A 22,262-nucleotide genomic window follows, 5' to 3' on the forward strand; every position below is an offset into this window, starting at 1 on the left:
CGAACCTCAGTAGCCACGTCGGATTTCTCGCAACTGCTCTAGATATGCCTCTGCCTCGGTCTCTCCAGGAAACCGGCTGGCAAGAACGGCGGCCAGGTCCTGAGAGACCATCGAAAGGGACGGGAGCGACTTCCTCCCACCCGATAGTGCTTGGCGGCCAAACGTCACCGCCCCTTCAAGGTCACCTTCTCGTGCCGCTGCGACTCCGAGTGTGATTCTTGCTTCCGCGATCCGCATGGGCGCGCGCTCAAACCCGTTGAAGTCTGTGGCACCACGAATCACCTCATCGGCCAGGGTGCTTGCAAGGCGGTCGTCACCAACATGCCGATAGCAGTCCATTGCGTAGAAGTCGAACTTCAGTGGGTCGACTACGAAGTGGTTGTCGATATTCTCGGGGTATGGCATCGAATCCAGCAGGACCCGGCCTCGCTCAAGCGCATCTTCCATCTCAGACTGCCGTCCCATGCGTGCCCACGCCTTGGCCTCCTGGGCGATGAGCTGCACACCAACCGAATGGGAACCAGACGCAGCTTGTCCGGCTTGCGCTGCTGCGATGACGCCCCGGTAGTCACCAGCGGTGAGGGCGAACCACGCCTTCATCTCGTGTGCCCAACCGAGGATGCCAGCGCTTCCGACCTCCTGGCCGAGGTTGAGTGCCGACTGACGGGTCGCCTCGGCCGCTCGTCGGTCACCCATGTCGTACTCAAGGCACCCAACGAGCAAAGCCAGCCAACCGGCGAGTTCCAGCGTGTCTCGACGTTGTCCGAAGCTCAACCGCTGCTCTTGCATCTCCACAATCCGACGGAGCCACCGGCGCCCTTCCATCACCAGCTCCTCGGGACGACTGTGGGCGTACTCGGAGCACAAGCGGTCAACCGTGATCCGCAGGGCCTGCAACGTGGCCTCGTTGACCGAAGACGCTTGCAGCCTCGACACGATCTCCATCGTGTCCATGCCTGTGGCGTTCACGATCTCTAGTCCCGACTCGGTGCGGTTGTCGGGCGGGAAGAGGGCTGTGGTTACGGTGTGGAGGGCTGCGGCGATGATCGGGGCGTAGTGAGGACTGGGCTTGTTCTCCCCTCGCTCCCACGCCTTCCAACGACGTACCAAGTGGTCCGGATCCGGAAGAGCTTCGTCCGTGTGCCGCCGCATCTGCTCGGCCGCTTCAGACTGGGACCAGCCGCGGGCTTCGCGAAGCGCCCTGATGCGCCGGGCCCAGCTTGGGACGTCACCGCTCATCGTTGGCCTACCTCCCAGGCGTAGTCGTCGCCTCCACGAGTGTGTCACCGGGTGTGAGGTGACGTCAGGTGCTGCGCTGGTGATGCGTCCTCGTCACCGTGTCACCACCGACGACACCTGCGTGACACTGTGGTGAAGGACCGTGACGGACGACACTTGAGGCATGGAGACGACAGCCAACGACCTGCGGGAAGTCAGCCAACGGCTTCATTCGATCCAGAACCTGGTGAAAGCTATCGAAAGTCGAGTCAGGTCCCTGGAGCAGCGCGGTACGGCCACCCCTGACTCTCTTCGAGTTCTTTCACCCGGTCGTTCAACGACGACACAGTCTTTTGCAGCCTGTCGAGCTGACGACTGATCGTGTCCAGACTGACCGGCTCCTCGCGCCCACTGGGCGGGTGCTCGCTCACAAAGACACCAACAGCCGGCGTTGAGACAAGCCAGCCCTCATCCTGGAGGATCTTGAGCGCCTTCTGGAGGGTCGCCAACGCAACACCGTGTTGATCAGCAAGGGCTCGGTTCCCGAGTAGCTGATCGCCAGGTGCGAGGGTTCCACCGGCGATGTCGGTCTTGATCGCCTCTACGACACGCTGGTAGGCCGCCAAGCCGGGCTTCGAGTCCACGTTCCAAGTCTAGGACCTACTGACCCACACCGACATATATCACCCGATCAGACCAGCACAACTGACCTAGGTCGATATATGCTGACATAGGTCAACAACGAAGGAGGCAGCAATGCGCAACATCCCGGTCCTGCTCACGGGTTGGCGGCTGATGGTGACGGAAGAGCCGCAGTTGAAGATGCGCGAGGTGGACGGCGCACCGGAGGTGGTGACGGACCGCGATGGCGCGTCGCAGTTCGTCGTGTCGGTGTTCGCCAAGGCCAAGGGCGAGAAGGGCGAAGAGATCCGCGTGACGCTCGGGACGGACCCCGGTCCGGGCTTCGAGGACGGCACGCTGGTGGAGCTGGTGGGCGCGACGGTGTCGCCCTACAGCTTCAAGAACGGCAAGGGTGAGACCGTGTCCGGTCTGGCCTGGCGCGCGATGGGTCTCAAGCCGCTGGGCTGATCCGCCCTGCGTGTTCCCGGTCCGTTTCGAGAATCGGGCTCCTGTGGCCACGTGAACCGCTCCGCCGTGTCGGGGTAGGCCGTGTTGCCGCCAATCAGGGTGCCCGTTTGTTCCTTGAGAATTCCACAGTGGATACGTCCATGCCTTTTTCCGGCACCCGAGAGTTCGGTGCCGGGAGATTCGTTGCCCCCGGGCCGTGTGGCGTCCGGTGCCGGGGGCTTTGTGTCTCCCGTTTTTTACGGAAATGAGGTGGTGTGGTGGAGATCGTGAACAAGGCGGCGCAGGAGAACTACGCGTCGTTCCGGGCCGCGATCGTGTTGTTGCAGGAGACCGTGGACGAGCACGTCCGGGGGTTCATCGCGAAGGCGGAGGACGCAGACATCCCGGCGGACGCGTGGGCCGTGCCGACGGCGGACGAGCTGAAGTCGTTGTGCGACAAGGCGGTTCGTGAGATCGAAGAGTTCACGAAGGACGCGAAGAAGTACGAGGCGGAGCTGGTCTCCCGGAACTGGAGGGTCTGACCATGGCTGCTCGTTACGGCGCGGACCAGGCGGTCGACGCGGTCGACCAGGCCATGAACCAGCTCAAGGAGGCGGTGGAGGGGATGCCGTTCGCGCGGTTCCGCTTCACCGGCAAGCACAAGGCGGTGGCGCGGGCGGTCGCGGATTTGACGGTCGCGATGGCGGACGTGAAGCCGTATTTGAAGGACGTCTAGACCGCCGGTAGCGGCGCATTTACTGCCAGGGGCCCGATCACGCCGAATGAGGCTGGTCGGGCCTCTGGTTTCCAAGAGGTCACGATTCGATGAGAGGGGCGGCTTGTCATGCCGAAACCGACTCGTAGTCAGGGGTTGGAGGTCCGCGCGATCAAGTGGGGTGTCCGGCACCCGGGCATGGTGACGGTTCCGGCCGGACTCGCCACGGCGATGGCCAAGGGCGCGATGGAGTGGGGGTTGCCGACCACGGGCGGGATCGTCGGTGGCGCGCTGGTCGGGGTGGCGGGCTGGTATCGGGGGCATCCGGCGTCGTTCGACCAGGTGGCCGCGCCGTGGCTGCGGGCTTTCCGTCGCCGCTGGCTGACCTACGTGGGTCGGCGCTGGGCGGACATCCTGATGGACTGCGATCTGGTCACGGTCAACCGGCGCACTGACGCGATGGTCGTGCCGCGCATCCTGCGGGTGCGGTCGGCGTCGCCGTCGATCGACACGATCCACGTGCGGCTCAACCGGGGTCAGACGCCGTCGCTGTTCGAGGAGCGTGCCGACGCCCTGGCGCATGCCTTGCTGGCGCAGCGGGTGGCGGTGGTGAAGATCAAGCCGCAGGTGATCGGCCTGGTGGTCGAGCGGGAGAACCCGTTCGGTGCCGACCCGATCCCGGCGATCGACCTGCCGCACGACGTCGACGAGGTGGACCTGGGCGCGATCGAGCTGGGTGACACCGAGTACGGCACGCCGTGGACCCAGTCGTTCCTGGGCCAGCACCTGTTCACGGCGGGGGCCACGGGGTCGGGCAAGGGCTCGTTGTTGTGGTCGCCGTTGCGGGGCATGGCACCGCTGCTGCGGGACCGGATCGTGCTGCCGGACGTGATCGACCTGAAGGAGGGGATGGAGACCGAGATCGGTGCTCCGTTGTTCCACCGCCGGGCGATCGAGTGGGGCGACGCGGTGTCGGTGGTCGAGTCGTTCCGTGACGAGTTGAAGGCGCGGCAGGCGGTGCTGCGGGAGCAGGGGAAGCGGAAGTTCACGCCGTCGGTGGAGACGCCGTTGCGGCTGTTGCAGATCGACGAGCTGGGCATGATGACCAGCTACGGTCCGGCGTCCGAGGTGCGTGGGGTGCTCAAGCTGCTCTCGGAGATCATGACACAGGGTCGGGCGGCGGGCTTCGGGGTCTGCGGCTACGTGCAGGAGCCGACCAAGGACACGGTCCCGGTCCGGGAGCTGTTCACCGCCCGTGTCTGTCTGTCGGTGACGTCGCAGAGCCAGGTGGACATGGTCCTGGGCGACGGGATGCGGCTTCGCGGTGCGCTGGCCGACGAGATCCCGCTGGACCCGGCGCACGCCGGTATCGGGTTCGTGGTGGAGCAGGGCTCCCGCAACCCGCTGCGCGTGCGTGCCTCGTTCCAGGCCGACCAGGACATCCGCGACCTGGTCGCGTTCGTCACCTCGGGCCGTCCGCGCCTGCACGCGGTCGCCTGACTTTTCACAGGTTCTGCGGCCCGAAGTTGTTGCCGCGCAAGCACATCACTCATTCCGAAGTGGAGGAACAATCATGTGGAACCTGGGTATCCGGCTGTGGGCGGCGTGGCGGTTCGCGCTGTTCCTCGCCGTCGCGGGCGGGGTGCTGTTCGTCGTCTACCAGGTCGACGGCACCGGCGCGTTCTTCGTGTGGACGCTCGTGCTGGCCCTGGCCGGTGTGGTGGCGGTGTTCTACATCCTGCGCGACTTCGTCCGCCGCGAGATCGAGCACCGACGCGGGCGGTTGTGATGGCACGCCGAGTCGACCCCGGACAGATCGACCTGTTCGCCGACTCCGCCGACCAGCCCGCAGCGCCTGCTACGCCGGTCGAGCGGGGCAAGCCTGCCGGCTACGGTGGCACGCCAGATCTGGTCGTCACCGTGCTCGACCAGATCCAGGACGGGCTGATCGGGCAGTTCGACCCGTCCGGCCGCGTCGTGGCACTCGACGGTGACGGGCACTGCCGCCACGCCGCCGACGACGTCGCCGACGTGGTCGAGTCCCTGATCACCCAGCGGTACGCGGCACAGGGCGAGTTCACAACCCAACTGCACGGCGTGGTTCGCAAGAACGTCTACCTGGTCAAGCTGACCAACTCCGGGCACAAGATCCGCACCCGCTGGTTCCACCTACGGGGCACACGATGAGCCACGCCAACCGCTTCACCTTCGACCTCAAGCAGCCCGCCATGCGGACGGCCGCCGCGACGCTGGCCGAGCTGCCGAACCTGCGGCTGATCGTCAGGTGGGCCGCCGAGTACGACGACCTGGTGCGCCGCCACGCCGACGACAACGGCGTGCTGCCCGACGCCAAGGCGGTCGAGGCCGCCGAACTCGCCCACAAGATCCACGTCGAGTTGACGTGGGAGGCGGAGCACTACCGCAGGTTGTCGACGGAACACCGGGAAGGCAGGCCGCTGTGAACACGGCTGTGACCGATCCGGACGGATCGCTGTGGCCGCCGGCCGACCTGGCTCCCGTGGTGCTGTCGGTGCTGGCGCTGGCTGCCGAGCATCGGCTGTACGTGGCGGGACGAACGAACGTCACCCCGTGGACCGACGCCGAATACGAGTCCGCCCGATTGCTGCACGGCGACGCGGCCACGGCGGCGGCGGTCCTGCTGGAACGCGGCTTTCTGGTCGAAGCCTGGAACGCGCTGCTGGTGGACGAGTCCGGCGACCAGGTCGACGCCGACGGAGTCGTCCTGACCCCGTCCGGCCGCGAGCTGCACGTGCGACTGGCCGGGCACTGACAACCGACTGTCCTTGAAGCCGAGACGAAGGAACATCCGATGCCCGAGAACGGGAACATGCCGCCGATGCCGAACTGGAAGAAGAACGATCCACCGGACTGGATGAAGGACGACGTGGTCAAGATGCTGCGCATGGCCATCGCCGACCGCCTCTACACCAATCCGGGCAGCCCAAGCGGGCCGTGGGCATGGTTCTACGACCACGCGGCACAGGCGCGACAGGCGAGCTACGACGAGTCGGAGGTGGTCGCGCTGTTGGAGGAGCACGGCTGTCTGGTCCCGGGGCGGACTCTCGTGTTGAAGGACGAGTCCGGTGAGCCGTTCAACGCCGACCACATGGAGATCACGCCTGCCGGACGCGAGCTGTTCGCACGGCTCGACCCGAAGGGGTGACACCGGTGCGGGCCGACGACTCCGACGGGATCGACGTTCAGGCGGGGGTCACGAAACGGGTCGTGGGCCTGCGCCGCAAGAAAGCCGAGTCCGCTCAGCTCCGCGGCTTGGTCGACGACCCGGACATGGTGGCGGTGCGGATCGAGTCGCAACGCCGGTTGATCACGCGCGGCATGTGGTTCTTCCTCGCCCTGGGCCTCGGCTTCACCACCGCCGGGGTCCAGGACTTCCTCGCCGGTCACCGGCCGGTCTCCGACCCGCTGTGGTGGGCGGCGTGGCTGGCCGAACCGATGTTGGCCGGGATCCTGATCATGTTGTTGGTGTTCGAGTCCGAGGTGCTGCACCGGGGCGTGCCGGTGGACTCCAAGTGGGTGGACTGGCTCAAGCGGATCCTGTTGACCTCCACCCTGTTCATGAACGTCTACCCCACGATCGCGGTGCGCGCCGGTGAGCGGTTCGAGGTCGGCAACCTCGCCATTCACGTCATGGTGCCGGTGGTGGTGTTCGGCGTCGCCGAGGTCATGCCGGTGATCCAGCAACGCATGAACCAGGCCATCACCGACGCCTACCGCGCCGCCAACACCACCACCGCGCCACCCGCCCCGGCGCCCACTGCGGCGGCTCCACGGCCCGTTCAGGCGGCGCTGGTCACCGGCACCCGGCTCAAGCTGCCGGACCCGATCCGCGACGCGGTCAAGGCCACGGTCGACCAGGCCGCCGCCGAGGGCCGCACGCTGACCGCCGACGACATCCGCCAAGCGGTACGCGTCCCGGCCGATCTCGCCGACCGCATCGTCGCCGAGGTCCAGGCCCACAACGGGCACGCCTTCACCTGATCCACGGCAGGAACCCCCTACCTGCCCACATGAGCGGGGCACGGCCACTCCCCTGGTCGTGCCCCGCTCCTCGTCCTGCGCGAACGAAGGAGCAACCCCCATGAGCGCTACCGCTGTGCTGGACGCTCCCGCGTCCGCCGACCCCTCCTTACCGCTGTTCTACCTCGGCACCCACCAACCGCACTGGCTGTGGCAGGTGCCGTTCCCGCTGTTCGTCAGCCGCCGAACCCTGCAACGCCGCTCGGTCAAGGGCCTGCGCCGCGCCACCTGCCGGTGGGCGCTGGACTCCGGCGGCTTCACCGAACTGGCCATGCACGGCAAGTGGACGCTGTCCCCGGCCGCCTACGTCGAACAGGTCGCCCTCTACAGCGAGGTGATCGGCAACCTGGACTGGGCCGCACCACAGGACTGGATGTGCGAACCGTTCATGATCGAACGCACCGGCCTGAGCGTGCGCGAACACCAGGAACGCACCGTCGCCAACGGCCTGGAACTGCGCTCCCTGGCTCCGCACCTGCCGTTCAAGTACGTGGTCCAGGGCGACACCCCCACGTCCTACCTGCAGTGCGTCGATCTCTATCGGCAAGCCGGTGTCGACCTGACGAAAGAGACGCTCGTCGGCCTCGGTTCGGTGTGCCGACGCCAGTCCACCGACGAGATCGCCGGGCTGGTGCGCGAACTGTCCTCGGCCGGACTGCGGCTGCACGGCTTCGGCGTCAAGACCAAAGGACTCGACCTCTACGGCCCGCACCTGGCCTCCGCCGACTCCCTGGCCTGGAGCTTCCAAGCCCGCCGGGCCCCCGCTCTGCCGGGCTGCACCGGACACCGCAACTGCGCCAACTGCCTGACCTACGCCACCGGCTACCGACAGCGGCTCCTGCGCAGGCTGCACGTCCTTCACGACCGCCCGACCACCGCGCCCGCACAGCTCGCGCTGTGGGGCGACCTCACCTGACCGAACGGAGGTGCCGCGTGGTCTCCACGCTCGAAGACCGCATCGCCCACCGGCTCCGACGGGCTGACTATCGCGACTGGCGCGACAAGGTCACCGGCATCGGCGGGTGCGCCCAACCGATCCGCATGACGGGCGGCTGGCAGGTCCAGGACCAGGCCACCGGGGCGCTGCTGGACTGGCACGGCGGCGACGTGTTCATCCCCTGCGGCAACCGCCGCGAGTCCGTGTGCCCCTCGTGCTCGGACCGGTACGCGGCCGACGCATACCACCTGATGCACGCGGGCCTGGCCGGCGGCTCCAAGGGTGTGCCGACGTCGGTGACGGAGAAGCCGCGCGTGTTCGCCACGCTGACCGCGCCGTCGTTCGGGCCGGTGCACAACCGGCGCACCACCAACCGCGGAAAGGTCCTGCCGTGCGCGTGCGGCTCCTGGCACCACCCGGACGACCCGGCGATCGGCACGCCGCTCGACCCTGACACCTACGACTACGTCGGCTCGGTGCTGTGGCAGGCCAACGCCGGGGAGCTGTGGCACCGGTTCGTCACCGCACTGAAGCGCGAGCTGATGAAGGCGACCGGCCTGCCGGTCCGGGACTTCAAGGACCACGCCCGGCTCTCGTACGCCAAGGTCGCCGAGTACCAGCGGCGCGGCCTGGTCCACTTCCACGCCGTCGTGCGCCTGGACGGCCCGGACGGACCCGCCGACCCGACTCCGTCGTGGGCCTCTGCGGAGCTGCTGGAAGCGGCCATCACCGGCGCCGCTCGCGCCGTCGCCCTGGACCAGGCGCTGCCGGACGGCACCGTCACCAGGCTGCGATGGGGCTCGCAGGTCGACGTCCGCCGCATCCGGCCGACCAGCGCCCACGAGGTCGAAGAAGACGGCGAGATCAGCGAGACCCGTTTGGCGGGCTACGTCGCCAAGTACGCCACCAAGGGCACCGGCAAGAGCGAGGCCGCCGACCGCCCGATCCGCTCCCAACTCGACATCGACCACCTGCGGGGCCACGCGCACCACCGCCGGATCATCCAGACCGCGTGGGACCTCGGGGACCTGGAGCACCTGGCCAAGCTCAACCTGCGGCGCTGGGCGCACATGCTCGCCTTCCGGGGCCACTTCCTGAGCAAGTCCCGCGCCTACTCGACGACCTTCAAGGCCATCCGCGAGGAACGCCGCGCGTTCCGCACCGCCGAGATGCTCGACCAGCTCGGCCACGACCCGGTCTCGGTGCTGCTGGTCAACGACTGGACCTACACCGGCACCGGCTACGACAGCGATGCCGAACGCGAACTGGCCCTGGCCATCGCGGAACGAACACGTGAGCAGCGCAAACAACGGTACGAACAGGAGGTAGCAGCATGAGCAAGCTCTGGGGGATGAAGGAGGTCGCCGACTTCCTGGGCGTCCCGGTCAACACGCTGTACCAGTGGCGCAGCCGCAACTACGGCCCGCCCGGCAAGCGCATCGGCAAGTACGTCCGCTTCGTCCCCGACCAGGTCAAGGCCTGGGTCGACTCGCTGCCGGACGGGATCGCGTGATGGCACGTCAACCGCTGCCACTCGGCACCTACGGCAAGATCCGCACCTACCAGGACTCGGCAGGCTGGCGGGCGAGAACGAACTTCCGCGACTTCGACGGAGTCACCCGGCCGGTAGAACGCCGGGGCAAGACACAAGCGGCGGCGATCCGGACGTTGAAGAAGGCGCTCGCGGAGCGCACGACACCGGTCGACTCCGAGGGCGTCACGCCGGACATGCGGTTCCGCGACGCCGCCGAGTTGTGGCTGAAGGAGTTCCAGCGGGCCATTGACGCGGGCAAGCGGTCGCCGACGTCGAAGGAGACGTACGAGAACAGGCTCTACGGCCTGGTGCTGCCCGCGATCGGCGATCTGCGGGTGCGCGAGCTGACGGTGCCTCGGCTGGGTCGGGTGGTGGCTGCGGCGCAGGACCTGCACAGCTCGTCCACCGCCAAGACGGTCCGCACCATCCTGTCCGGCGTCTGCGGCCTGGCCGTCCGGCACGGTGCGCTTCCGACCAACCCGGTGCGGGACGTGGCACGCCTGGAGGGCCGGAAGGTGCGGGCTCGGGCGTTGTCCCTCGATGAGCTGGCCGATCTGCTGGCCAAGCTTGACACCGACGAAGCGGCCGTCCGTCATGACCTGCCGGACCTGGCGCGCTGGTACGCGGGCACCGGGGAACGGACCGGAGAGGGCCTGGCGGTGCACTGGCACCAGCTCGACCTGGAAGCCGGAACGGTCGACTGGGGCGGCAGCCTGATTCGCGTCAAGGGCCAGGGCCAGCGGATCAACCACGGCAAGACGGACGTCTCGGAACGTGCGCTGCCGCTGTCCGGGTGGCTGGTCGACGTGCTCCGGGAGCGCCGCTCGACGCTCGCCGAACGCTTCGGCGTCGCCGAGGGCGAACTGGCCGGTCCGGTGTTCCCGAACTCGCTGGGCGGGCTCCGCGACAAGCACAACACGCTCGCCCGCTGGCGTGAGTTCCGGGAACGAGCCGGCTACCGATGGGTGACCTTCCGGACCTTCCGGCGGTCGGTCGCGACCATCCTCGACGAGGCCGGATTGACGGCTCGGCAGATCGCTGACCAGCTCGGACACTCCAAGGTCAGCACGACCCAGGATGTCTACATGGCACGCAAGGTGACCAGCCGCAAGGCGGCCGACGCGCTGGACGCGGTTAAGGGGTTCCGCTCATAAAGTGGGGTAAAAGGGTGGCGTTGATCACGCTCTGCATCAACGCCACCCTGCCTGACCAGCACCAACAGTGGGGCGGGTGGGGTTCGAACCCACGACCTGACGGATTATGAGTCCGCTGCTCTGACCGGCTGAGCTACCGCCCCGCTGACGTGCGGTTCCGGAGGGTACAGAGGGAGGTTCCCCCGCGTCTCGACAACCCGGGCGGCGTGACCAAGCTGTGCACTGGCGGACTACGGGGCTCCGAGGTCGGTCGGCCGGTAGCCCGTCGGGTAGCCCGGGTAAGTCCGGTTCTTCGGGTTGTTGGTCAGGCGTGGCGTCCTCCGTGGCGGGAGGAGGAGGACGGTGGTCGCGCGCACCCGCAGGGCCGTCTTGGCGGCTTTGACGAGCCAGCCCGGCTGCGCGGGGAAGCCGAAGGCGGTCAGCATCGGCTCGTCGAGCATCGCCAGCACCGCGCGGGACGTCAGCGCAGGTGGCACCGGGTACCAGGAGCAGAACAGGTCCAGCGTGTACTGGCCGATCACGCGGTTCGTGTCGCTGTAGGTGAAGTGCTCCTCCTCGTACGCGCGCTTGAACGCCGCGTAGGCGGAGTAGGTCGGCGGCACGTCCTTGACGCCCATCCGGGCGCCCACGGCGCGGTAGAAGTGGAACGCGGCCAGCCGCTCGTGGTCGGTCAGGGGCCGCCAGCCGTACCGGGTGATCCACTCGATCGGGTCGAAGACGAACGTCGACAGCACGTACCGCATGTCGTCGTTCGAGATGTCGTACCGCCCGTGCAGCCGGTTCACCACCCGCAACGCCTCACGCCCGCGCGGCGAGTCGTACCCGTGCTCCACCAGCTCGGCCATCAGCAGCGCCGTGTCGTCGTACCGCTGCTGCGGCCGGCGCTCGAACTCGCCGGTCTTGGCCAGCAGCGCCGAGATCGACGGCACGCAGTAGGTCCGGAACAGGGCGAACTCCAGCGACCGCACGTAGTCCCACGGGAACTCGTACCCGGACGAGATGCGCATGATCTCGACGTGGTCCCGCTCCGGGTCCAGCGAGGTGATCCGGCGACGGTTGGCGAAGCGGTCGGCCATGCGGATCAGCCTGCCTCAAGAAACCACCCGAGCGGGGTGACAATCGGGTGACTCGGGGGTACTCGGACCCCATGACACGACAAAACCCCAGGCCGGTGGACCTGGGGCTGCCATCGCGCTCCCCCTACTGGATTCGAACCAGTAACCCTTCGATTAACAGTCGAATGCTCTGCCATTGAGCTAAGGGGGAATGTTCTGTTGTGGGCCGGGCCTCGCGGCCCGACAGCGACAACTCTAGCGCATCCGGAACAGTGCTCGCGCACACCCCCCTCCTCGTGCGGTAGGAAGGGGTGTGACCAGGCACGATCTCCAGGAGAGGACCACCTCATGAAGGGCATCCTGCTCGGCGCCGCCGTCGGCTACGTCCTAGGGGCGCGCGCCGGACGCCAGCGCTACGACCAGATCGTGCGCGCCTACCGCTCCTTGGCCGACCACCCGGCCGTCCAGGGCGCTGCGGGCATCGTGCGCGCCAAGGTGGGCGAGAAGACCGGGTTCGGCCGGCACCAGCCCAACGCCAACGGCCACCGCCGCGACCCCGTCATCCCGCGCGCCAACTGAGCAACGCCGAGGCCGCCCTCGCACCGGGGGCGGCCTCGGTGCGGCTACGGCACCCGGGCCACGGCGAAGACCCGGCGGAACGGGAACCACGTCGTGCCGTCCGCCCGCCTCGGGTACGCCTCGCGCAGCAGCGGCGCCAACCGACCGCGGAACGCGGCCCACTCGCCGTCGTCCAGCGCCGCCCGGATCGGCCGCAGCGCCGTCCCGGTGATCCACTCCAGCACGGCGTCCTCCCCTTCCAGCCGCTGCAGGTACGTCGTCTCCCACGCGTCCACCGCGCAGCCGTCGAGCACCTCGGCGTACCCCACGGGGTCGAGCACCGGCGACGGCCGCAGCAGGCCGCGCAACGCGGGCCACGACGCGTCGACCAGCGACCGCACCAGCTCGTGCGACGGCCCGGAGAAGTTGCCCGGCACCTGCATCGCCAGCCACGCGCCGGACGGCAGCGCCCGCACCCACTGCCGCAGCAGGTCCTCGTGCCCGGGCACCCACTGCAGCACCGCGTTGGTCACCACCACGTCGGTGTCCGGCTCGGGCTCCCACGACGCCACGTCGCCGACCCGCGCGTCGACCCCGCGGGCTCGCGCGGCCGAGACCATCTCCGGTGACGAGTCCAGCGCCTCCACCACGGCCGACGGCCACCGCTCGGCCAGCGAGGCGGTCAGGTTCCCCGGACCGCAGCCGAGGTCGACCACCCGGCGCGGCGAGGTGGCCCCGACCCGCGCCACCAGCTCGTGGAACGGCCGCGACCGGTGGTCGGCGAACGCGAGGTACTTGCCCGGATCCCACATGCGTGCACCCCCAGTAACAGTACGACTGTACTGCTACCGTACGCCGACCACGCTCACCCGCGCAGCTTGGCGATCTTCGCCGCCACCGACGCCGCGACCTCGCGGACCCGCTCGACGTCCACGCCAGGATCGGGCCGCACCTGGAGCACCACGCCGTCCTGCCCGGTCACCTTGCGCTGCACGAACCACGCGCCGACCGTGTCGTTGTGCTCCCGCGACCTGATCGACCCGGTCACCCGCTCGTGCACGACCTCGGGCACCTTGCCCGGCGACTCCAGCGGGAACCGCCGCGGCGGCAGGTCGCGCAGCACCACGGCCGCGCCCGCGGTGCCGTCCTCGACCGCCTCGACCACCGCCAACGCGTTCCCGCTCCACGTGGCCTTGCTGATCAGGTGCCACCCGACCCTCCGGGGGCCGGGGACCCACAGCCCGTACGACGTCGCCACGAGCCACTCGGAGCCCACGGCGGCCGCGGCGAGCACGTTCTCGTCGGCCTCCAGCACCCCGGTGAACCCCTCGGGCGCGCCCGAGCCGAAAACCCTCCGGAACAGCCCCATCACAGCCCGCCCGCCGCTTGTTGGCCCAACGCCTTGTGGTAGTCCTCCAGCGCGATGAGGTCGCCGAACAGGGCCCGGTACTCGTCGGGCTCCTCCACCGGCGACACGCGCCGCAGCCGGGACTTGATCTCGGTGATCTGCCCCGCCACCAGGATCTGCTGCAACCGCGCCAGCACGCCCTGCACGTACCGGTACTCGTCGTCCGCCTTGACCCGGAGCTGCTCCACGGACAGCTCGGTCAGCACCGACCGCACGGCCTGGTGCCGGCACGCCTGCGACACCGCGTCCAGGAACGCCGGACCCGACAGCCCGGACGACGCGCCGCCCGCCTCCCGGATCGCCTGGTGCAACGCCAGGTACGCGGGGTGCGTGAACGCCTCGTCGGGCAGCGAGTCGTAGTACGGCCCGGCCATCTCGGGCAGCTGCAACGCCGCCTTCAGCGCCTCCCGCTGCGCCCACAGCGCCGGGTCGCGCGGGTCGGGGCGCGGCGGACCGTCGACGTCCACGGCCAGCGCGCCCTGGTTCGGGTCGACCGGCGCGGCGGCACGACGTGACGGCGCGGGCGCCCGGCCGGTCGCCGTCTCACGCACCCGGCGCACGACGGCCGACTCGTCCTCCCAGCCGACCCACCACGCCAGCCGGGTCGCGTAGCCGTCCCGCTTGGCCCGGTCCTTGATCTGGGCCACGAACGGCACCATGACCTTCAGCGCCTCCACCCGGCCGTCCACCGAGTCGAGGTCGTAGTCCTTCAGCCGCGTCTTGATGGCGAACTCGAACAGCGGCGTGCGGCGGGCCACCAGGTCGCGCACGGCCACGTCGCCCTTCTCCTGCCGCAGCTCGCACGGGTCCATGCCGTCGGGCGCGATCGCGATGTAGGTCTGCGCGGAGAACGCCTGCTCGCCCTCGAACGCCTTCAGCGCCGCCTTCTGCCCGGCCGCGTCGCCGTCGAAGGTGAAGATGACCTCGCCGTTCATCGAGTCGTCGATGAGCAGCCGGCGCAGCACGTTCATGTGGTCCGCGCCGAACGCCGTGCCGCAGGACGCGACCGCCGTCGGCACGCCCGCCAGGTGCATGGCCATCACGTCGGTGTAGCCCTCGACGACCACGGCCTGCCTGCGCTTGGCGATCTCCCGCTTGGCCAGGTCCAGCCCGAACAGCACCTGCGACTTCTTGTAGATCGGGCTCTCGCTGGTGTTGAGGTACTTGGCCTGGATCGGGTCGTCGTCGAAGATCCGGCGGGCGCCGAAGCCGACGACGTCGCCGCCCATGTCCCGGATCGGCCACAGCAGCCGGCGGTGGAACCGGTCGATCGGTCCCTGCCTGCCCTCCTTGGTCAACTGGGCCTTGAGCAGCTCGGTGAGCTCGAACCCGCGCCCGAGGAGGTGCTTGGTGAGCTTGTCCCAGCCGCCCGGCGCGAACCCGCAGCCGAACTGCCGGGCCGCGGCCTCGTCGAAACCGCGTTGGGCGAGGAACTCCCGTGCGGCCAACGCGTCCGGCGTGGCCAACTGCTCGGCGTAGAACTCGGCGGCGACCCGGTGCGCCTCGATGAGCCTGCTGCGGGTGCCGCGGTCGCGCTGGACGGTCGCGCCGCCGCCCTCGTAGGTGAGCTGGATGCCCGCCCGGTCGGCCAGCCGCTCGACGGCCTCGACGAACCCGAGGTGCTCGATCTTCATCACGAACGCGATGACGTCGCCGCCCTCGCCGCAGCCGAAGCAGTGGAACGTGCCGTGCGAGGGGCGGACGTTGAACGACGGCGACTTCTCGTCGTGGAACGGGCACAGGCCCTTCAACGCGCCGGCGCCGGCACCGCGCAGGGAGACGTGGTCTCCCACGACCTCGTCGATCCGGCTCCGGTCACGCACCAGTGCGACGTCGCTCTCCCGGATGCGTCCTGCCACGTCGAGCGAGTCTAGTGCTGGCAGACTGGTGCCCGTGACCACCGGTGAGGAGACCTTGGCGTCCGAGCAGACCCTGGCCTCGACCTTCACCGGGCACCGCGCCCACCTGGTCGGCGTGGCCTACCGGCTCACGGGCAGCGTCGCGGACGCCGAGGACGCGGTGCAGGAGGCGTGGCTGCGGCTGACCGGGCTGAGCCGGGAGGCCCGGGCGGACATCAGGGACCTGCGCGGCTGGCTGACGACCGTGGTGGGCCGGATCTGCCTGGACCGGCTGCGGTCGGCGGCGGTGCGGCGGGAGCGCTACGTCGGGCAGTGGCTGCCCGAGCCGTTGGTCACCTCCGGCGAGGACGACCCGTTGGACGCGGTGGTGCGCGACGACGGCGTGCGGCTGGCGGCGCTGGTGGTGCTCGACCGCCTCACGCCCGAGCAGCGGGTGGCGTTCGTGCTGCACGACGCGTTCAGCGTGCCGTTCGCGGAGATCGCCGACGCGTTGGGCTGCACGGTCGCGACCGCCCGTCAGCACGCCTCGCGCGGTCGCAAGGCGGCGGCCGACGCCGACCCTCCGCCGCGGGTGGCGCTGGAGGAGCAGCGCGAGGTGCTGGAGCGGTTCCTCCGGGCCCTGGCCACCGGCGACGTCGACGCGGTGATCGGTCTGCTGCACCCGGACGTGGTGCTCGTCGGGGACGGCGGCGGCAAGGCCAAGACCGCGGCCCGCGTCATCGACGGCGCGGACAAGGTGGCGCGCTTCATCCTCGGCCTGCTGCGCCGGTACGGCGACGTCGAGGGGCGGCCCGCGCTGGTCAACGGCGACGTCGGGCTGGTGTTCGGCGCCCAGGGCGAGCTCACGCCGCGCGTCGAGGCGGTCGTGGTGCGGGACGGCAAGGTGGCCGGCGTGTACGACATGTCGAACCCGGACAAGCTCGGCCACGTGCCGTTCCCCGAGGCCTCCTGAGACCGGTTACGGCATCGGCACCCGGCAGGCATCACCCGAGGTGAACCCCTGGTCGGTGATGCCGAACGCCGAGTTGAACCGGCCGCGCTGGTTCTCCAGCGCGATCAGGTAGGTCAGCTCGACCAGCCCCTGGTGGCCCAGCCGCCGGTCGAGTTCGGCGACCTGCTCGTCGGTGACGGCGGTCGGGGTCTCGGTCATCGCGTCGGCGTAGGCGAGGGCCAGCTTCTCCAGCTCCGTGTACTTGTCCGAGGTGCGGTAGTCGTGGATCTCCTTGAGCCGGTCGACGTCCAGGCCCTCGTGCTTGATCAGCATGGTGCCGAAGTCGACGCACCACGAGCAGCCGAGCTTCACCGCGGTGAGGTAGACGACCAGCTCCCGCAACGACACGGGCAGCGTCTTGGCGGCCTTCTCCACCGCCATCTCGTGCCGCGCGCCCGCGACGAAGAGCCGCCGGTGGTGCGCCGTCACCGTGAACGGCTCCGGCACCGCCCCGAACCGCTTCTTGGCGAACCGGTAGGCGAAGCGCACCAGCGGGTTGGCCTGCTTGGTCGTGACGACCGGGATCCTGGGTGCCATGTTCCCCTCCTCGTTTCGGGTCTTCACCCGGTGGACGAGGAAGGGCCTCGGAACGTGACGGTCAGGGCTTGGCCACCTGGGCGAGGAAGAAGATCGCGCCCGTGTCGGCGTGCCGGACGAGCAGCAGGTAGGGCCGGTCGACGCGGACCGTGCGGGCCGGTTCGGCCGGGATGAACGAGGTCAGGCGCATCATCACGGCGGTCGCCGCCGCGCCCTCGAAGCCCTGCTCGTCGAGCCGCAGCACGGCTTCGTGCACCACGTCGTCCACGTAGAGCCGCGGGTCGGGGCTCAGGCCCGTGAGGTCGGCACCGCGGCCGAACATGGTGCGCACGCCGACCTGCTGCAACGACTCGGCGAGCGAGACGTTCACCGACAACGCCAGCTTCGGCAGGAACAGCTCGATCCGGTCGTGGTCCAACGCCTCCAGCACCTCGGGCACGCCTTCGGTGCCGCCGAGGTCGCCCTCGGGCAGCAGCACGACCGCCTCCACGCCGCCGCGCGCGGCCAGCGCCACGGCCTCCCACCCGTCCCGTCGCGCGTACCGCATGGAGCCCTCGCGGCGCATGGTGGGCACGTTCCCGGCGCCGCGGAAGGGCAGGTCGGCCGTGTCGTGCTCGGGGAACTCCTCGCTCCACGCGCACTTCAGGTACAGCGCGTTGACCAGCGTCGCGACCGTGTCGGACGTGATCGCGCCGGCGGCGAGCAGCTCGGGGACCAGCCCGCGGGTCGTCTCCGCCACGTCGGCGTTGATGAGCTTGCGGGCGCCCTCCGGGTCGCCGGCGAACGGCGCGGAGCGGGCCTTCGCGCCCGGCCACCCGGCCAGGTCGGTGAGGAAACTTTCGTTGAGCGGCAGTTCGTCCCACGCCCACAGCGTGTTGGCGACGGCGAACTCGGCGTCGTCGCCCACCACCGCGCCCTTGAGCACCTTGGCGTGGTCCGCGCCGAGCAGCGCGACCAGTTCGGCCTCCGTCTCGCCGCGCGCCGCCTGCGCCGTCATGCCGAGCGCGCTGGCCACCGAGTACGGCGACCAGCAGGCGTTGCGCGTGCGGTCGGGCGCGACGGCGTCGTGGAGGGTGAGGGCGAACGTCAGGTGCGCTCGATCAGGCACTGGGTCTCCTTAACCGCTATGGGGTCGTCCGGGATCGGACGTTCGCCCGCGCCGCTCGTGGGTCCGAGCGGCCGGGGGTGGCGTGGTTCGCGCACCCCGGCGGAGCCGTCGTCGCCGGGCTCGTCGTCCCACCCGTCGTACGGGAGCTCGGCGCCGACGTGCACCGGGTCGCGGGTCGGTCTGCGCCACGGCCAAGGACGGCCTGGCGGTCTGGTGGACTCATCGGCCATGGGGTCGAGTGTGCCACCGGTCACAGGGGTTCGGGGGCGGGACCGGCGAGCGCCCGCCGCCACGCCACGGCCTGGGCGTCGGTGAGCGAGGCGACCTGGTCGACCACGACGCGCAGCCGTTCGGCGTCGGTGCCGGCGGCGGCCCAGGAGGGGTGGAACGCGGGGTCGAGCGTGTCCGGGGCGCGCATCAGCAGGAGGTGGACCAGTTCGGCGACCAGCTCGCGTTGCCGGGCCTGCATGGCCAGCCGGGACGGGTCGCTCATCACGTACCGGACCGCGACCGCCTTGAGCAGCGCCACCTCGGCCGCGACCAGGGGCGGCACGACCAGGTCGGCACGGTAGCGGCTCAGCGGGCCGTCGCCGTGCACCTCGCGGGTCGCGCCGACCGCGGCGGAGGCGAACCGGCCGACCAGCTCGCTGGTGAGCCGCTTCAACGCGACCTGCGCGCGCAGCGAGCCGTCGTACTCGGCCAGTTCGGCGATCACCGGCAGGGCGAGCAGCTCGGTGGCGGCGGCTTCGAGCGCGGAGGTCGGCTCGTCGGAGAAGTGCTTGGCGGCGAGGCCCGCGATGGCGGCGCGCTCGGCCGGGTCGCCGAGGGCGGCCAGGCTGATCCGGTGCGCCAGCACGCCGTCCTCCACGTCGTGCACGGAGTAGGCGACGTCGTCGGCCCAGTCCATGACCTGCGCTTCCAGGCACCGCCGTCGATCGGGCGCGCCTTCGCGGACCCACGTGAACACGTCGAGGTCGTCGTCGTAGGCGCCGAACTTCACCATCCCGGGACGGCGGGTCCACGGGTACTTGGTGGCCGCGTCGAGGCACGCCCGGGTCAGGTTGAGGCCCTTGGCGGTCTTGGGTTCGAGCCGGGTCAGGATGCGCAGGGTCTGGGCGTTGCCCTCGAAGCCGCCGCACGGACCGGCCAGCTCGTCGAGCGCGCGTTCACCGTTGTGGCCGAACGGCGGGTGCCCGATGTCGTGCGCGAGGCCGGCGGTGTCGACCACGTCCGGGTCGCAGCCGAGCTCCTCGCCGATGCCGCGGCCGATCTGGGCGACCTCCAGCGAGTGGGTGAGCCGGGTGCGGGGCACGCCGGTCACCTCCGCGCCCTCGCCGGGGCCGACGACCTGGGTCTTGCCCGCGAGCCGGCGCAGCGCCGCCGAGTGCAGCACGCGGGCCCGGTCCCGGGAGAACGGCGAGCGGCTCTCGGTGCGCGCTCCGGGCAGCACCGCTCCCTTGGGCGGCTCGGGGAGCAGCCGCGCGGAGTCGTGTCCGGTGTAGCCCTGGCTCATCCGCTCAGGGTAAGCGGCGACCTACAGCAGGATGCCGTCGAACGCGCCAGCCGGCGCCTTCATCAGGTGGTAGTAGAGCAGCGCGCCGGTCTCGCGGCGGATGTAGAACAGCTGGGTCTGGCGGGTCTGCACGTTCGGCCCGCTGCGGGTCGGCGAGGTCCACGCGGACAGGCCCTCGTCCTCGGCCATCGTGCGCGCCCGCAGCGAGTGCCACGGGTCGCTGACGATCACGGCCGTGGTGAGCGACTTCTCGCGGGCGGCGGCGGCGAGCGCCCGGATGCTGCCCAGGGTGTCGGTGCCCTCGCCGACTTCGAGGATCCGGTCGGTGGGCACGTCGTGCGCCTCCAACCACATCCGGCCGGCCTCGCCCTCGGTGAAGTTGTCGCCGGGCTGCCTGCCGCCGGTGGTGGCGATGTAGTTGACCACGCCCTGCTCGTACAGCCGGCGCGCGTGCTCCAGCCGTGCCTCCAGGACGTCGGAGGGCACGCCGTTGAACTGGGCCGCACCGAGGACCACGGCCATGTCGGCGTGGGCCCGGTCGTCCTCGCGGGCCACCTGCCACACGCGGAACGCCGTGCCGCCGACGACGAGGAGCCCGATCACGAGGCCGCCGAGGACGACGCGCGTGGCCAGCCTGCGGAGTCTCGGCAGGAACGTCACGCCGGGGATGATCCCACACCCGCGCGGGCGTGAGGGCTGCCAGGATCGCCGACATGGCAGCAGACCAGCCGACGATCGTGGCCACCTCAGGTGGTTTCCGCGCCGGGCGACGCACCAACCTGGAGTTCCACCGACTCGCGCACCACGCCGTCGAGCTGTCCGGCGTGCACGGCCGGACACCGCGGGTGTGCCACATCGGCACCGCGTTGGGCGACCAGCGGTGGTTCAACGCGGACATCTCCGAAGCCGGGCAGCTGGCGGGGTGGGAGGTGTCGCACCTGAACCTGTTCACCATGCCGCCGACGACCGACGTCGCGGGCTTCCTCGGTTCGCACGACGTCGTGTGGGTCGGCGGTGGTTCGGTGGCGAACCTGCTGGCGGTGTGGGCGGTGCACGACCTCGGGTCGGCGCTGCGCGGCGCGTGGCAGGACGGCGTCGTGCTCGGTGGCGTGTCCGCCGGGTCGATCTGCTGGTTCCTCGGCGGCCCGACGGACTCGTTCGGCCCGGAGCTGCGCGTGATCACGAACGGCCTGGGTTTCCTGCCGTACGGCAACGGGGTCCACTACGACAGCGAGGCGGCGCGGCGGCCGACGATCCACGCGGCGGTGGCGGCGGGCGTGCTGCCGGAGACGCACTGCACCGACGACGGCGCCGGGCTCGTCTACCACGGCGCCGAGCTCGTGGAGGCGGTGTCCGAACGGCGCACCGGCGGTGCGTACGTGGTGCGACGTGACGAATCTTCAGGAACCGCACAGGAGGAATCGCTCGACGTCAGGCGGTTGTGAAACGGACCGCGCGGAGGTGGGACGACGCCGGAGGACGGGGCGCACCTGACCGCAGACGTCGTCGTCCACGTGGACGATCAGCGCGCTCATGGCTCCAAGCGGGCGAAGCACCTGGCCTCGGGCCGCGTTCCTGTCCGAGGACCACCTCAAGTCACTCCGGTACGCCACCGAGGACGGCGAGCCGATCACCGGCAGCGCCAACGGCTTCGACCTCTCCATGTTCCGCCTGCGGAGGCCCCTGAGCGACACGCGGGCCGACGACTCGGGTCAGGCCCTCTGATACAGCTCGCGGGCCGTTCGGATGGCCGGGGCCACGACGCCGTCGAGGTAGGGCGTCGAGAACGACCTGCCCCAGTTCAGCGACGAGTGCGGCCCCATCTGGTGCGGGTGGCCGAACGACGCCAGGTAGACGGGTACGCCGGCCAGGTGGACGTGTTCGAGGTTCGGCGCGAGGGTGCGCGCCCGCGTCACGATGGAGTCGATCCCGGCGCGGGCGGGCCGGCTCTGCAGGACGCACAGCGCCGGCTCCAGCACCCGCACCGTGGCCGCCAGGTGCGGCAGGCAGTTCGCGGTCATCACCGGCGTCCCCCGCGAGGTGGTGGTCCCGGTGGCGACCGCCGAGCACAGCCGGACGTTGACCAGCGCGTAGGCGTCCATGACGTGCACGGGGCTCGGGGTGTTCGCCAGGTCGAGCAGCTCGCCACGCCGGTCCGGCCCCGGTTCGCGGCCGAACGCCAGTCGCAACGCGCTCGCGGTGCCCTTCATGTGCGGCTTCCGGCTGCGCGGGTCGCCGTCGATCACCGGCTGCTGCTCGGCCCGCCGCTCCGCCAGCGTGACGTGCTCGCGTTCCCTGCCGGTCTCCATGCCCAGCACGAGGACGCGCCACGGTCGGCCGTCCTCCACGATGTCGTAGTGGTGGCCGACGTGCGACAGCCGGCCGCGCCAGAACGACGTGCCCTGGCGTCGCAACGCCGACGCCCGACAGACGGTCTCCTTGTCACACGTGAACCCGCCGTCACCCAGCACGTGGACACTCATGTACCGGTCCAGCTCGGCGATGCGTGACCGGGTCCGCTCGGGGTCGCTGTGCGAGGTCACCGGCA

Annotated in this window: 30 protein-coding genes and 2 tRNA genes; 18 read left to right on the plus strand and 14 right to left on the minus strand. The window is 70.1% G+C overall.

From position 1 onward, the window contains the following. Window positions 1-6: 6 nt before the first annotated feature. Entirely contained in the window at window positions 7-1,239 is a 1,233-nt protein-coding gene (locus ACZ7GX_RS37180; RefSeq protein WP_498783963.1) for a helix-turn-helix domain-containing protein, read from the minus strand. A 248-nt stretch (window positions 1,240-1,487) separates the two neighbouring features. Then, a complete protein-coding gene (locus ACZ7GX_RS37185; protein ID WP_498783965.1) occupies window positions 1,488-1,862 on the minus strand; it encodes a GntR family transcriptional regulator in 375 nt (124 codons plus the stop codon). A 112-nt stretch (window positions 1,863-1,974) separates the two neighbouring features. Between ACZ7GX_RS37185 and ACZ7GX_RS37190 the strand changes: the two genes are divergently transcribed. The 14 genes from ACZ7GX_RS37190 to ACZ7GX_RS37255 all read left to right on the plus strand — a co-directional run bounded on the left by ACZ7GX_RS37190 (window position 1,975) and on the right by ACZ7GX_RS37255 (window position 10,685). Continuing rightward, entirely contained in the window at window positions 1,975-2,307 is a 333-nt protein-coding gene (locus tag ACZ7GX_RS37190) for a hypothetical protein (RefSeq protein WP_498783967.1), read from the plus strand. Between the two features lie 257 nt (window positions 2,308-2,564). Then, a complete protein-coding gene (locus ACZ7GX_RS37195; RefSeq protein WP_498783968.1) occupies window positions 2,565-2,828 on the plus strand; it encodes a hypothetical protein in 264 nt (87 codons plus the stop codon). A gap of 2 nt (window positions 2,829-2,830) precedes the next feature. Continuing rightward, window positions 2,831-3,022, plus strand: a complete 192-nt coding sequence (locus tag ACZ7GX_RS37200) for a hypothetical protein (RefSeq protein ID WP_498783970.1) — start codon at window positions 2,831-2,833, stop codon at window positions 3,020-3,022. Between the two features lie 108 nt (window positions 3,023-3,130). Next, window positions 3,131-4,501 carry an FtsK/SpoIIIE domain-containing protein gene (locus tag ACZ7GX_RS37205; protein WP_498783972.1) on the plus strand — a complete coding sequence of 457 codons (1,371 nt, stop codon included), beginning with the start codon at window positions 3,131-3,133 and terminating at the stop codon, window positions 4,499-4,501. A gap of 73 nt (window positions 4,502-4,574) precedes the next feature. Next, window positions 4,575-4,790 carry a hypothetical protein gene (locus ACZ7GX_RS37210; protein WP_141978475.1) on the plus strand — a complete coding sequence of 72 codons (216 nt, stop codon included), beginning with the start codon at window positions 4,575-4,577 and terminating at the stop codon, window positions 4,788-4,790. Next, window positions 4,790-5,188, plus strand: coding sequence for a hypothetical protein (locus tag ACZ7GX_RS37215; protein ID WP_498783975.1), 399 nt, complete (start codon window positions 4,790-4,792; stop codon window positions 5,186-5,188). Before ACZ7GX_RS37210 ends, ACZ7GX_RS37215 begins: the two co-directional genes overlap by 1 nt. After that, window positions 5,185-5,463, plus strand: a complete 279-nt coding sequence (locus ACZ7GX_RS37220) for a hypothetical protein (RefSeq protein WP_498783977.1) — start codon at window positions 5,185-5,187, stop codon at window positions 5,461-5,463. The genes ACZ7GX_RS37215 and ACZ7GX_RS37220 overlap by 4 nt, the downstream gene beginning before the upstream one ends. Further along, window positions 5,460-5,792: a hypothetical protein gene (locus ACZ7GX_RS37225; RefSeq protein ID WP_498783979.1), complete on the plus strand. Its 333-nt coding sequence runs from the start codon at window positions 5,460-5,462 to the stop codon at window positions 5,790-5,792. Before ACZ7GX_RS37220 ends, ACZ7GX_RS37225 begins: the two co-directional genes overlap by 4 nt. A gap of 39 nt (window positions 5,793-5,831) precedes the next feature. Beyond that, window positions 5,832-6,185 (plus strand): hypothetical protein, encoded by a 354-nt coding sequence (locus ACZ7GX_RS37230; RefSeq protein ID WP_498783981.1) that lies wholly within the window; start codon window positions 5,832-5,834, stop codon window positions 6,183-6,185. Window positions 6,186-6,190: 5 nt separating this feature from the next. After that, a complete protein-coding gene (locus ACZ7GX_RS37235) occupies window positions 6,191-7,021 on the plus strand; it encodes a hypothetical protein (protein WP_498783983.1) in 831 nt (276 codons plus the stop codon). 100 nt (window positions 7,022-7,121) lie between these two features. Further along, window positions 7,122-7,976, plus strand: coding sequence for a deazapurine DNA modification protein DpdA family protein (locus ACZ7GX_RS37240; RefSeq protein ID WP_498783985.1), 855 nt, complete (start codon window positions 7,122-7,124; stop codon window positions 7,974-7,976). A gap of 17 nt (window positions 7,977-7,993) precedes the next feature. Next, window positions 7,994-9,334, plus strand: a complete 1,341-nt coding sequence (locus ACZ7GX_RS37245) for a replication initiator (RefSeq protein WP_498783988.1) — start codon at window positions 7,994-7,996, stop codon at window positions 9,332-9,334. Continuing rightward, window positions 9,331-9,510 (plus strand): helix-turn-helix transcriptional regulator, encoded by a 180-nt coding sequence (locus ACZ7GX_RS37250; protein WP_498783990.1) that lies wholly within the window; start codon window positions 9,331-9,333, stop codon window positions 9,508-9,510. The genes ACZ7GX_RS37245 and ACZ7GX_RS37250 overlap by 4 nt, the downstream gene beginning before the upstream one ends. Further along, window positions 9,510-10,685, plus strand: a complete 1,176-nt coding sequence (locus tag ACZ7GX_RS37255; protein ID WP_498783992.1) for a site-specific integrase — start codon at window positions 9,510-9,512, stop codon at window positions 10,683-10,685. Before ACZ7GX_RS37250 ends, ACZ7GX_RS37255 begins: the two co-directional genes overlap by 1 nt. A 68-nt stretch (window positions 10,686-10,753) precedes the next feature. Here ACZ7GX_RS37255 and ACZ7GX_RS37260 read toward each other — a convergent pair. The 3 genes from ACZ7GX_RS37260 to ACZ7GX_RS37270 all read right to left on the minus strand — a co-directional run bounded on the left by ACZ7GX_RS37260 (window position 10,754) and on the right by ACZ7GX_RS37270 (window position 11,951). Further along, window positions 10,754-10,828: transfer RNA gene (locus ACZ7GX_RS37260), tRNA-Ile, on the minus strand. 87 nt (window positions 10,829-10,915) lie between these two features. Then, entirely contained in the window at window positions 10,916-11,761 is an 846-nt protein-coding gene (locus ACZ7GX_RS37265; RefSeq protein WP_498783994.1) for an oxygenase MpaB family protein, read from the minus strand. A 118-nt stretch (window positions 11,762-11,879) separates the two neighbouring features. Continuing rightward, a tRNA-Asn gene (locus tag ACZ7GX_RS37270) sits at window positions 11,880-11,951 on the minus strand. 137 nt (window positions 11,952-12,088) lie between these two features. On the opposite strand from ACZ7GX_RS37270, the gene ACZ7GX_RS37275 reads away from it, so the two are divergent. After that, complete coding sequence (locus tag ACZ7GX_RS37275; RefSeq protein WP_073889848.1) at window positions 12,089-12,319, plus strand: hypothetical protein; 231 nt, start codon at window positions 12,089-12,091, stop codon at window positions 12,317-12,319. 44 nt (window positions 12,320-12,363) lie between these two features. On the opposite strand, the gene ACZ7GX_RS37280 is transcribed toward ACZ7GX_RS37275, so the two are convergent. Genes ACZ7GX_RS37280 through dnaG form a run of 3 tightly spaced genes read right to left on the minus strand, consistent with a single transcriptional unit; the run spans window position 12,364 to window position 15,565 of the window. Then, entirely contained in the window at window positions 12,364-13,110 is a 747-nt protein-coding gene (locus ACZ7GX_RS37280; RefSeq protein WP_498783996.1) for a trans-aconitate 2-methyltransferase, read from the minus strand. A 53-nt stretch (window positions 13,111-13,163) separates the two neighbouring features. Further along, entirely contained in the window at window positions 13,164-13,667 is a 504-nt protein-coding gene (locus tag ACZ7GX_RS37285) for a hypothetical protein (RefSeq protein ID WP_498783998.1), read from the minus strand. Next, entirely contained in the window at window positions 13,667-15,565 is a 1,899-nt protein-coding gene (gene dnaG / locus ACZ7GX_RS37290) for a DNA primase (protein WP_498784000.1), read from the minus strand. The genes ACZ7GX_RS37285 and dnaG overlap by 1 nt, the downstream gene beginning before the upstream one ends. 25 nt (window positions 15,566-15,590) lie before the next feature. Here dnaG and ACZ7GX_RS37295 point away from each other — a divergent pair, with 25 nt between their 5' ends. Further along, window positions 15,591-16,517 (plus strand): sigma-70 family RNA polymerase sigma factor, encoded by a 927-nt coding sequence (locus tag ACZ7GX_RS37295; RefSeq protein WP_498784040.1) that lies wholly within the window; start codon window positions 15,591-15,593, stop codon window positions 16,515-16,517. 6 nt (window positions 16,518-16,523) lie between these two features. Here the strand turns inward: ACZ7GX_RS37295 and ACZ7GX_RS37300 are convergent, their stop codons facing one another. From ACZ7GX_RS37300 to ACZ7GX_RS37320, 5 genes are all read right to left on the minus strand, one after another. Beyond that, entirely contained in the window at window positions 16,524-17,093 is a 570-nt protein-coding gene (locus ACZ7GX_RS37300; protein WP_498784002.1) for a carboxymuconolactone decarboxylase family protein, read from the minus strand. A gap of 61 nt (window positions 17,094-17,154) precedes the next feature. Continuing rightward, entirely contained in the window at window positions 17,155-18,201 is a 1,047-nt protein-coding gene (locus tag ACZ7GX_RS37305) for a serpin family protein (RefSeq protein WP_498784004.1), read from the minus strand. Beyond that, window positions 18,180-18,431 (minus strand): hypothetical protein, encoded by a 252-nt coding sequence (locus ACZ7GX_RS37310; RefSeq protein WP_498784006.1) that lies wholly within the window; start codon window positions 18,429-18,431, stop codon window positions 18,180-18,182. The genes ACZ7GX_RS37305 and ACZ7GX_RS37310 overlap by 22 nt, the downstream gene beginning before the upstream one ends. Window positions 18,432-18,451: 20 nt before the next feature. Further along, a complete protein-coding gene (locus tag ACZ7GX_RS37315) occupies window positions 18,452-19,714 on the minus strand; it encodes a deoxyguanosinetriphosphate triphosphohydrolase (RefSeq protein ID WP_498784008.1) in 1,263 nt (420 codons plus the stop codon). 21 nt (window positions 19,715-19,735) lie between these two features. Beyond that, window positions 19,736-20,374, minus strand: coding sequence for a YdcF family protein (locus ACZ7GX_RS37320; protein WP_498784010.1), 639 nt, complete (start codon window positions 20,372-20,374; stop codon window positions 19,736-19,738). A 53-nt stretch (window positions 20,375-20,427) separates the two neighbouring features. Between ACZ7GX_RS37320 and ACZ7GX_RS37325 the strand changes: the two genes are divergently transcribed. Continuing rightward, a complete protein-coding gene (locus ACZ7GX_RS37325) occupies window positions 20,428-21,159 on the plus strand; it encodes a Type 1 glutamine amidotransferase-like domain-containing protein (RefSeq protein WP_498784012.1) in 732 nt (243 codons plus the stop codon). An 88-nt stretch (window positions 21,160-21,247) separates the two neighbouring features. Then, window positions 21,248-21,439, plus strand: coding sequence for a hypothetical protein (locus tag ACZ7GX_RS37330; protein ID WP_498784014.1), 192 nt, complete (start codon window positions 21,248-21,250; stop codon window positions 21,437-21,439). On the opposite strand, the gene ACZ7GX_RS37335 is transcribed toward ACZ7GX_RS37330, so the two are convergent. Beyond that, window positions 21,427-22,257: a hypothetical protein gene (locus tag ACZ7GX_RS37335; RefSeq protein ID WP_498784016.1), complete on the minus strand. Its 831-nt coding sequence runs from the start codon at window positions 22,255-22,257 to the stop codon at window positions 21,427-21,429. The two genes, ACZ7GX_RS37330 and ACZ7GX_RS37335, sit on opposite strands and share 13 nt — an antisense overlap. Between the last annotated feature and the right edge of the window lie 5 nt (window positions 22,258-22,262).

Source organism: Actinosynnema sp. NPDC037264, from assembly GCF_055603705.1.

Bases quoted from the DNA above. Each gene is read 5' to 3' on its own strand.
- ACZ7GX_RS37215 (WP_498783975.1), top strand. From the start codon at position 4,790: ATGGCACGCCGAGTCGACCCCGGACAGATCGACCTGTTCGCCGACTCC.
- ACZ7GX_RS37330 (WP_498784014.1), top strand. From the start codon at position 21,248: ATGGCTCCAAGCGGGCGAAGCACCTGGCCTCGGGCCGCGTTCCTGTCC.
- ACZ7GX_RS37180 (WP_498783963.1), bottom strand. From the start codon at position 1,239: ATGAGCGGTGACGTCCCAAGCTGGGCCCGGCGCATCAGGGCGCTTCGC.
- ACZ7GX_RS37310 (WP_498784006.1), bottom strand. From the start codon at position 18,431: ATGGCCGATGAGTCCACCAGACCGCCAGGCCGTCCTTGGCCGTGGCGC.
- ACZ7GX_RS37210 (WP_141978475.1), top strand. From the start codon at position 4,575: ATGTGGAACCTGGGTATCCGGCTGTGGGCGGCGTGGCGGTTCGCGCTG.
- ACZ7GX_RS37285 (WP_498783998.1), bottom strand. From the start codon at position 13,667: ATGGGGCTGTTCCGGAGGGTTTTCGGCTCGGGCGCGCCCGAGGGGTTC.
- ACZ7GX_RS37190 (WP_498783967.1), top strand. From the start codon at position 1,975: ATGCGCAACATCCCGGTCCTGCTCACGGGTTGGCGGCTGATGGTGACG.
- ACZ7GX_RS37220 (WP_498783977.1), top strand. From the start codon at position 5,185: ATGAGCCACGCCAACCGCTTCACCTTCGACCTCAAGCAGCCCGCCATG.
- ACZ7GX_RS37255 (WP_498783992.1), top strand. From the start codon at position 9,510: ATGGCACGTCAACCGCTGCCACTCGGCACCTACGGCAAGATCCGCACC.
- ACZ7GX_RS37280 (WP_498783996.1), bottom strand. From the start codon at position 13,110: ATGTGGGATCCGGGCAAGTACCTCGCGTTCGCCGACCACCGGTCGCGG.
- ACZ7GX_RS37275 (WP_073889848.1), top strand. From the start codon at position 12,089: ATGAAGGGCATCCTGCTCGGCGCCGCCGTCGGCTACGTCCTAGGGGCG.
- ACZ7GX_RS37200 (WP_498783970.1), top strand. From the start codon at position 2,831: ATGGCTGCTCGTTACGGCGCGGACCAGGCGGTCGACGCGGTCGACCAG.
- ACZ7GX_RS37240 (WP_498783985.1), top strand. From the start codon at position 7,122: ATGAGCGCTACCGCTGTGCTGGACGCTCCCGCGTCCGCCGACCCCTCC.
- ACZ7GX_RS37315 (WP_498784008.1), bottom strand. From the start codon at position 19,714: ATGAGCCAGGGCTACACCGGACACGACTCCGCGCGGCTGCTCCCCGAG.
- ACZ7GX_RS37325 (WP_498784012.1), top strand. From the start codon at position 20,428: ATGGCAGCAGACCAGCCGACGATCGTGGCCACCTCAGGTGGTTTCCGC.
- ACZ7GX_RS37300 (WP_498784002.1), bottom strand. From the start codon at position 17,093: ATGGCACCCAGGATCCCGGTCGTCACGACCAAGCAGGCCAACCCGCTG.
- ACZ7GX_RS37205 (WP_498783972.1), top strand. From the start codon at position 3,131: ATGCCGAAACCGACTCGTAGTCAGGGGTTGGAGGTCCGCGCGATCAAG.
- ACZ7GX_RS37230 (WP_498783981.1), top strand. From the start codon at position 5,832: ATGCCCGAGAACGGGAACATGCCGCCGATGCCGAACTGGAAGAAGAAC.
- ACZ7GX_RS37265 (WP_498783994.1), bottom strand. From the start codon at position 11,761: ATGGCCGACCGCTTCGCCAACCGTCGCCGGATCACCTCGCTGGACCCG.
- ACZ7GX_RS37250 (WP_498783990.1), top strand. From the start codon at position 9,331: ATGAGCAAGCTCTGGGGGATGAAGGAGGTCGCCGACTTCCTGGGCGTC.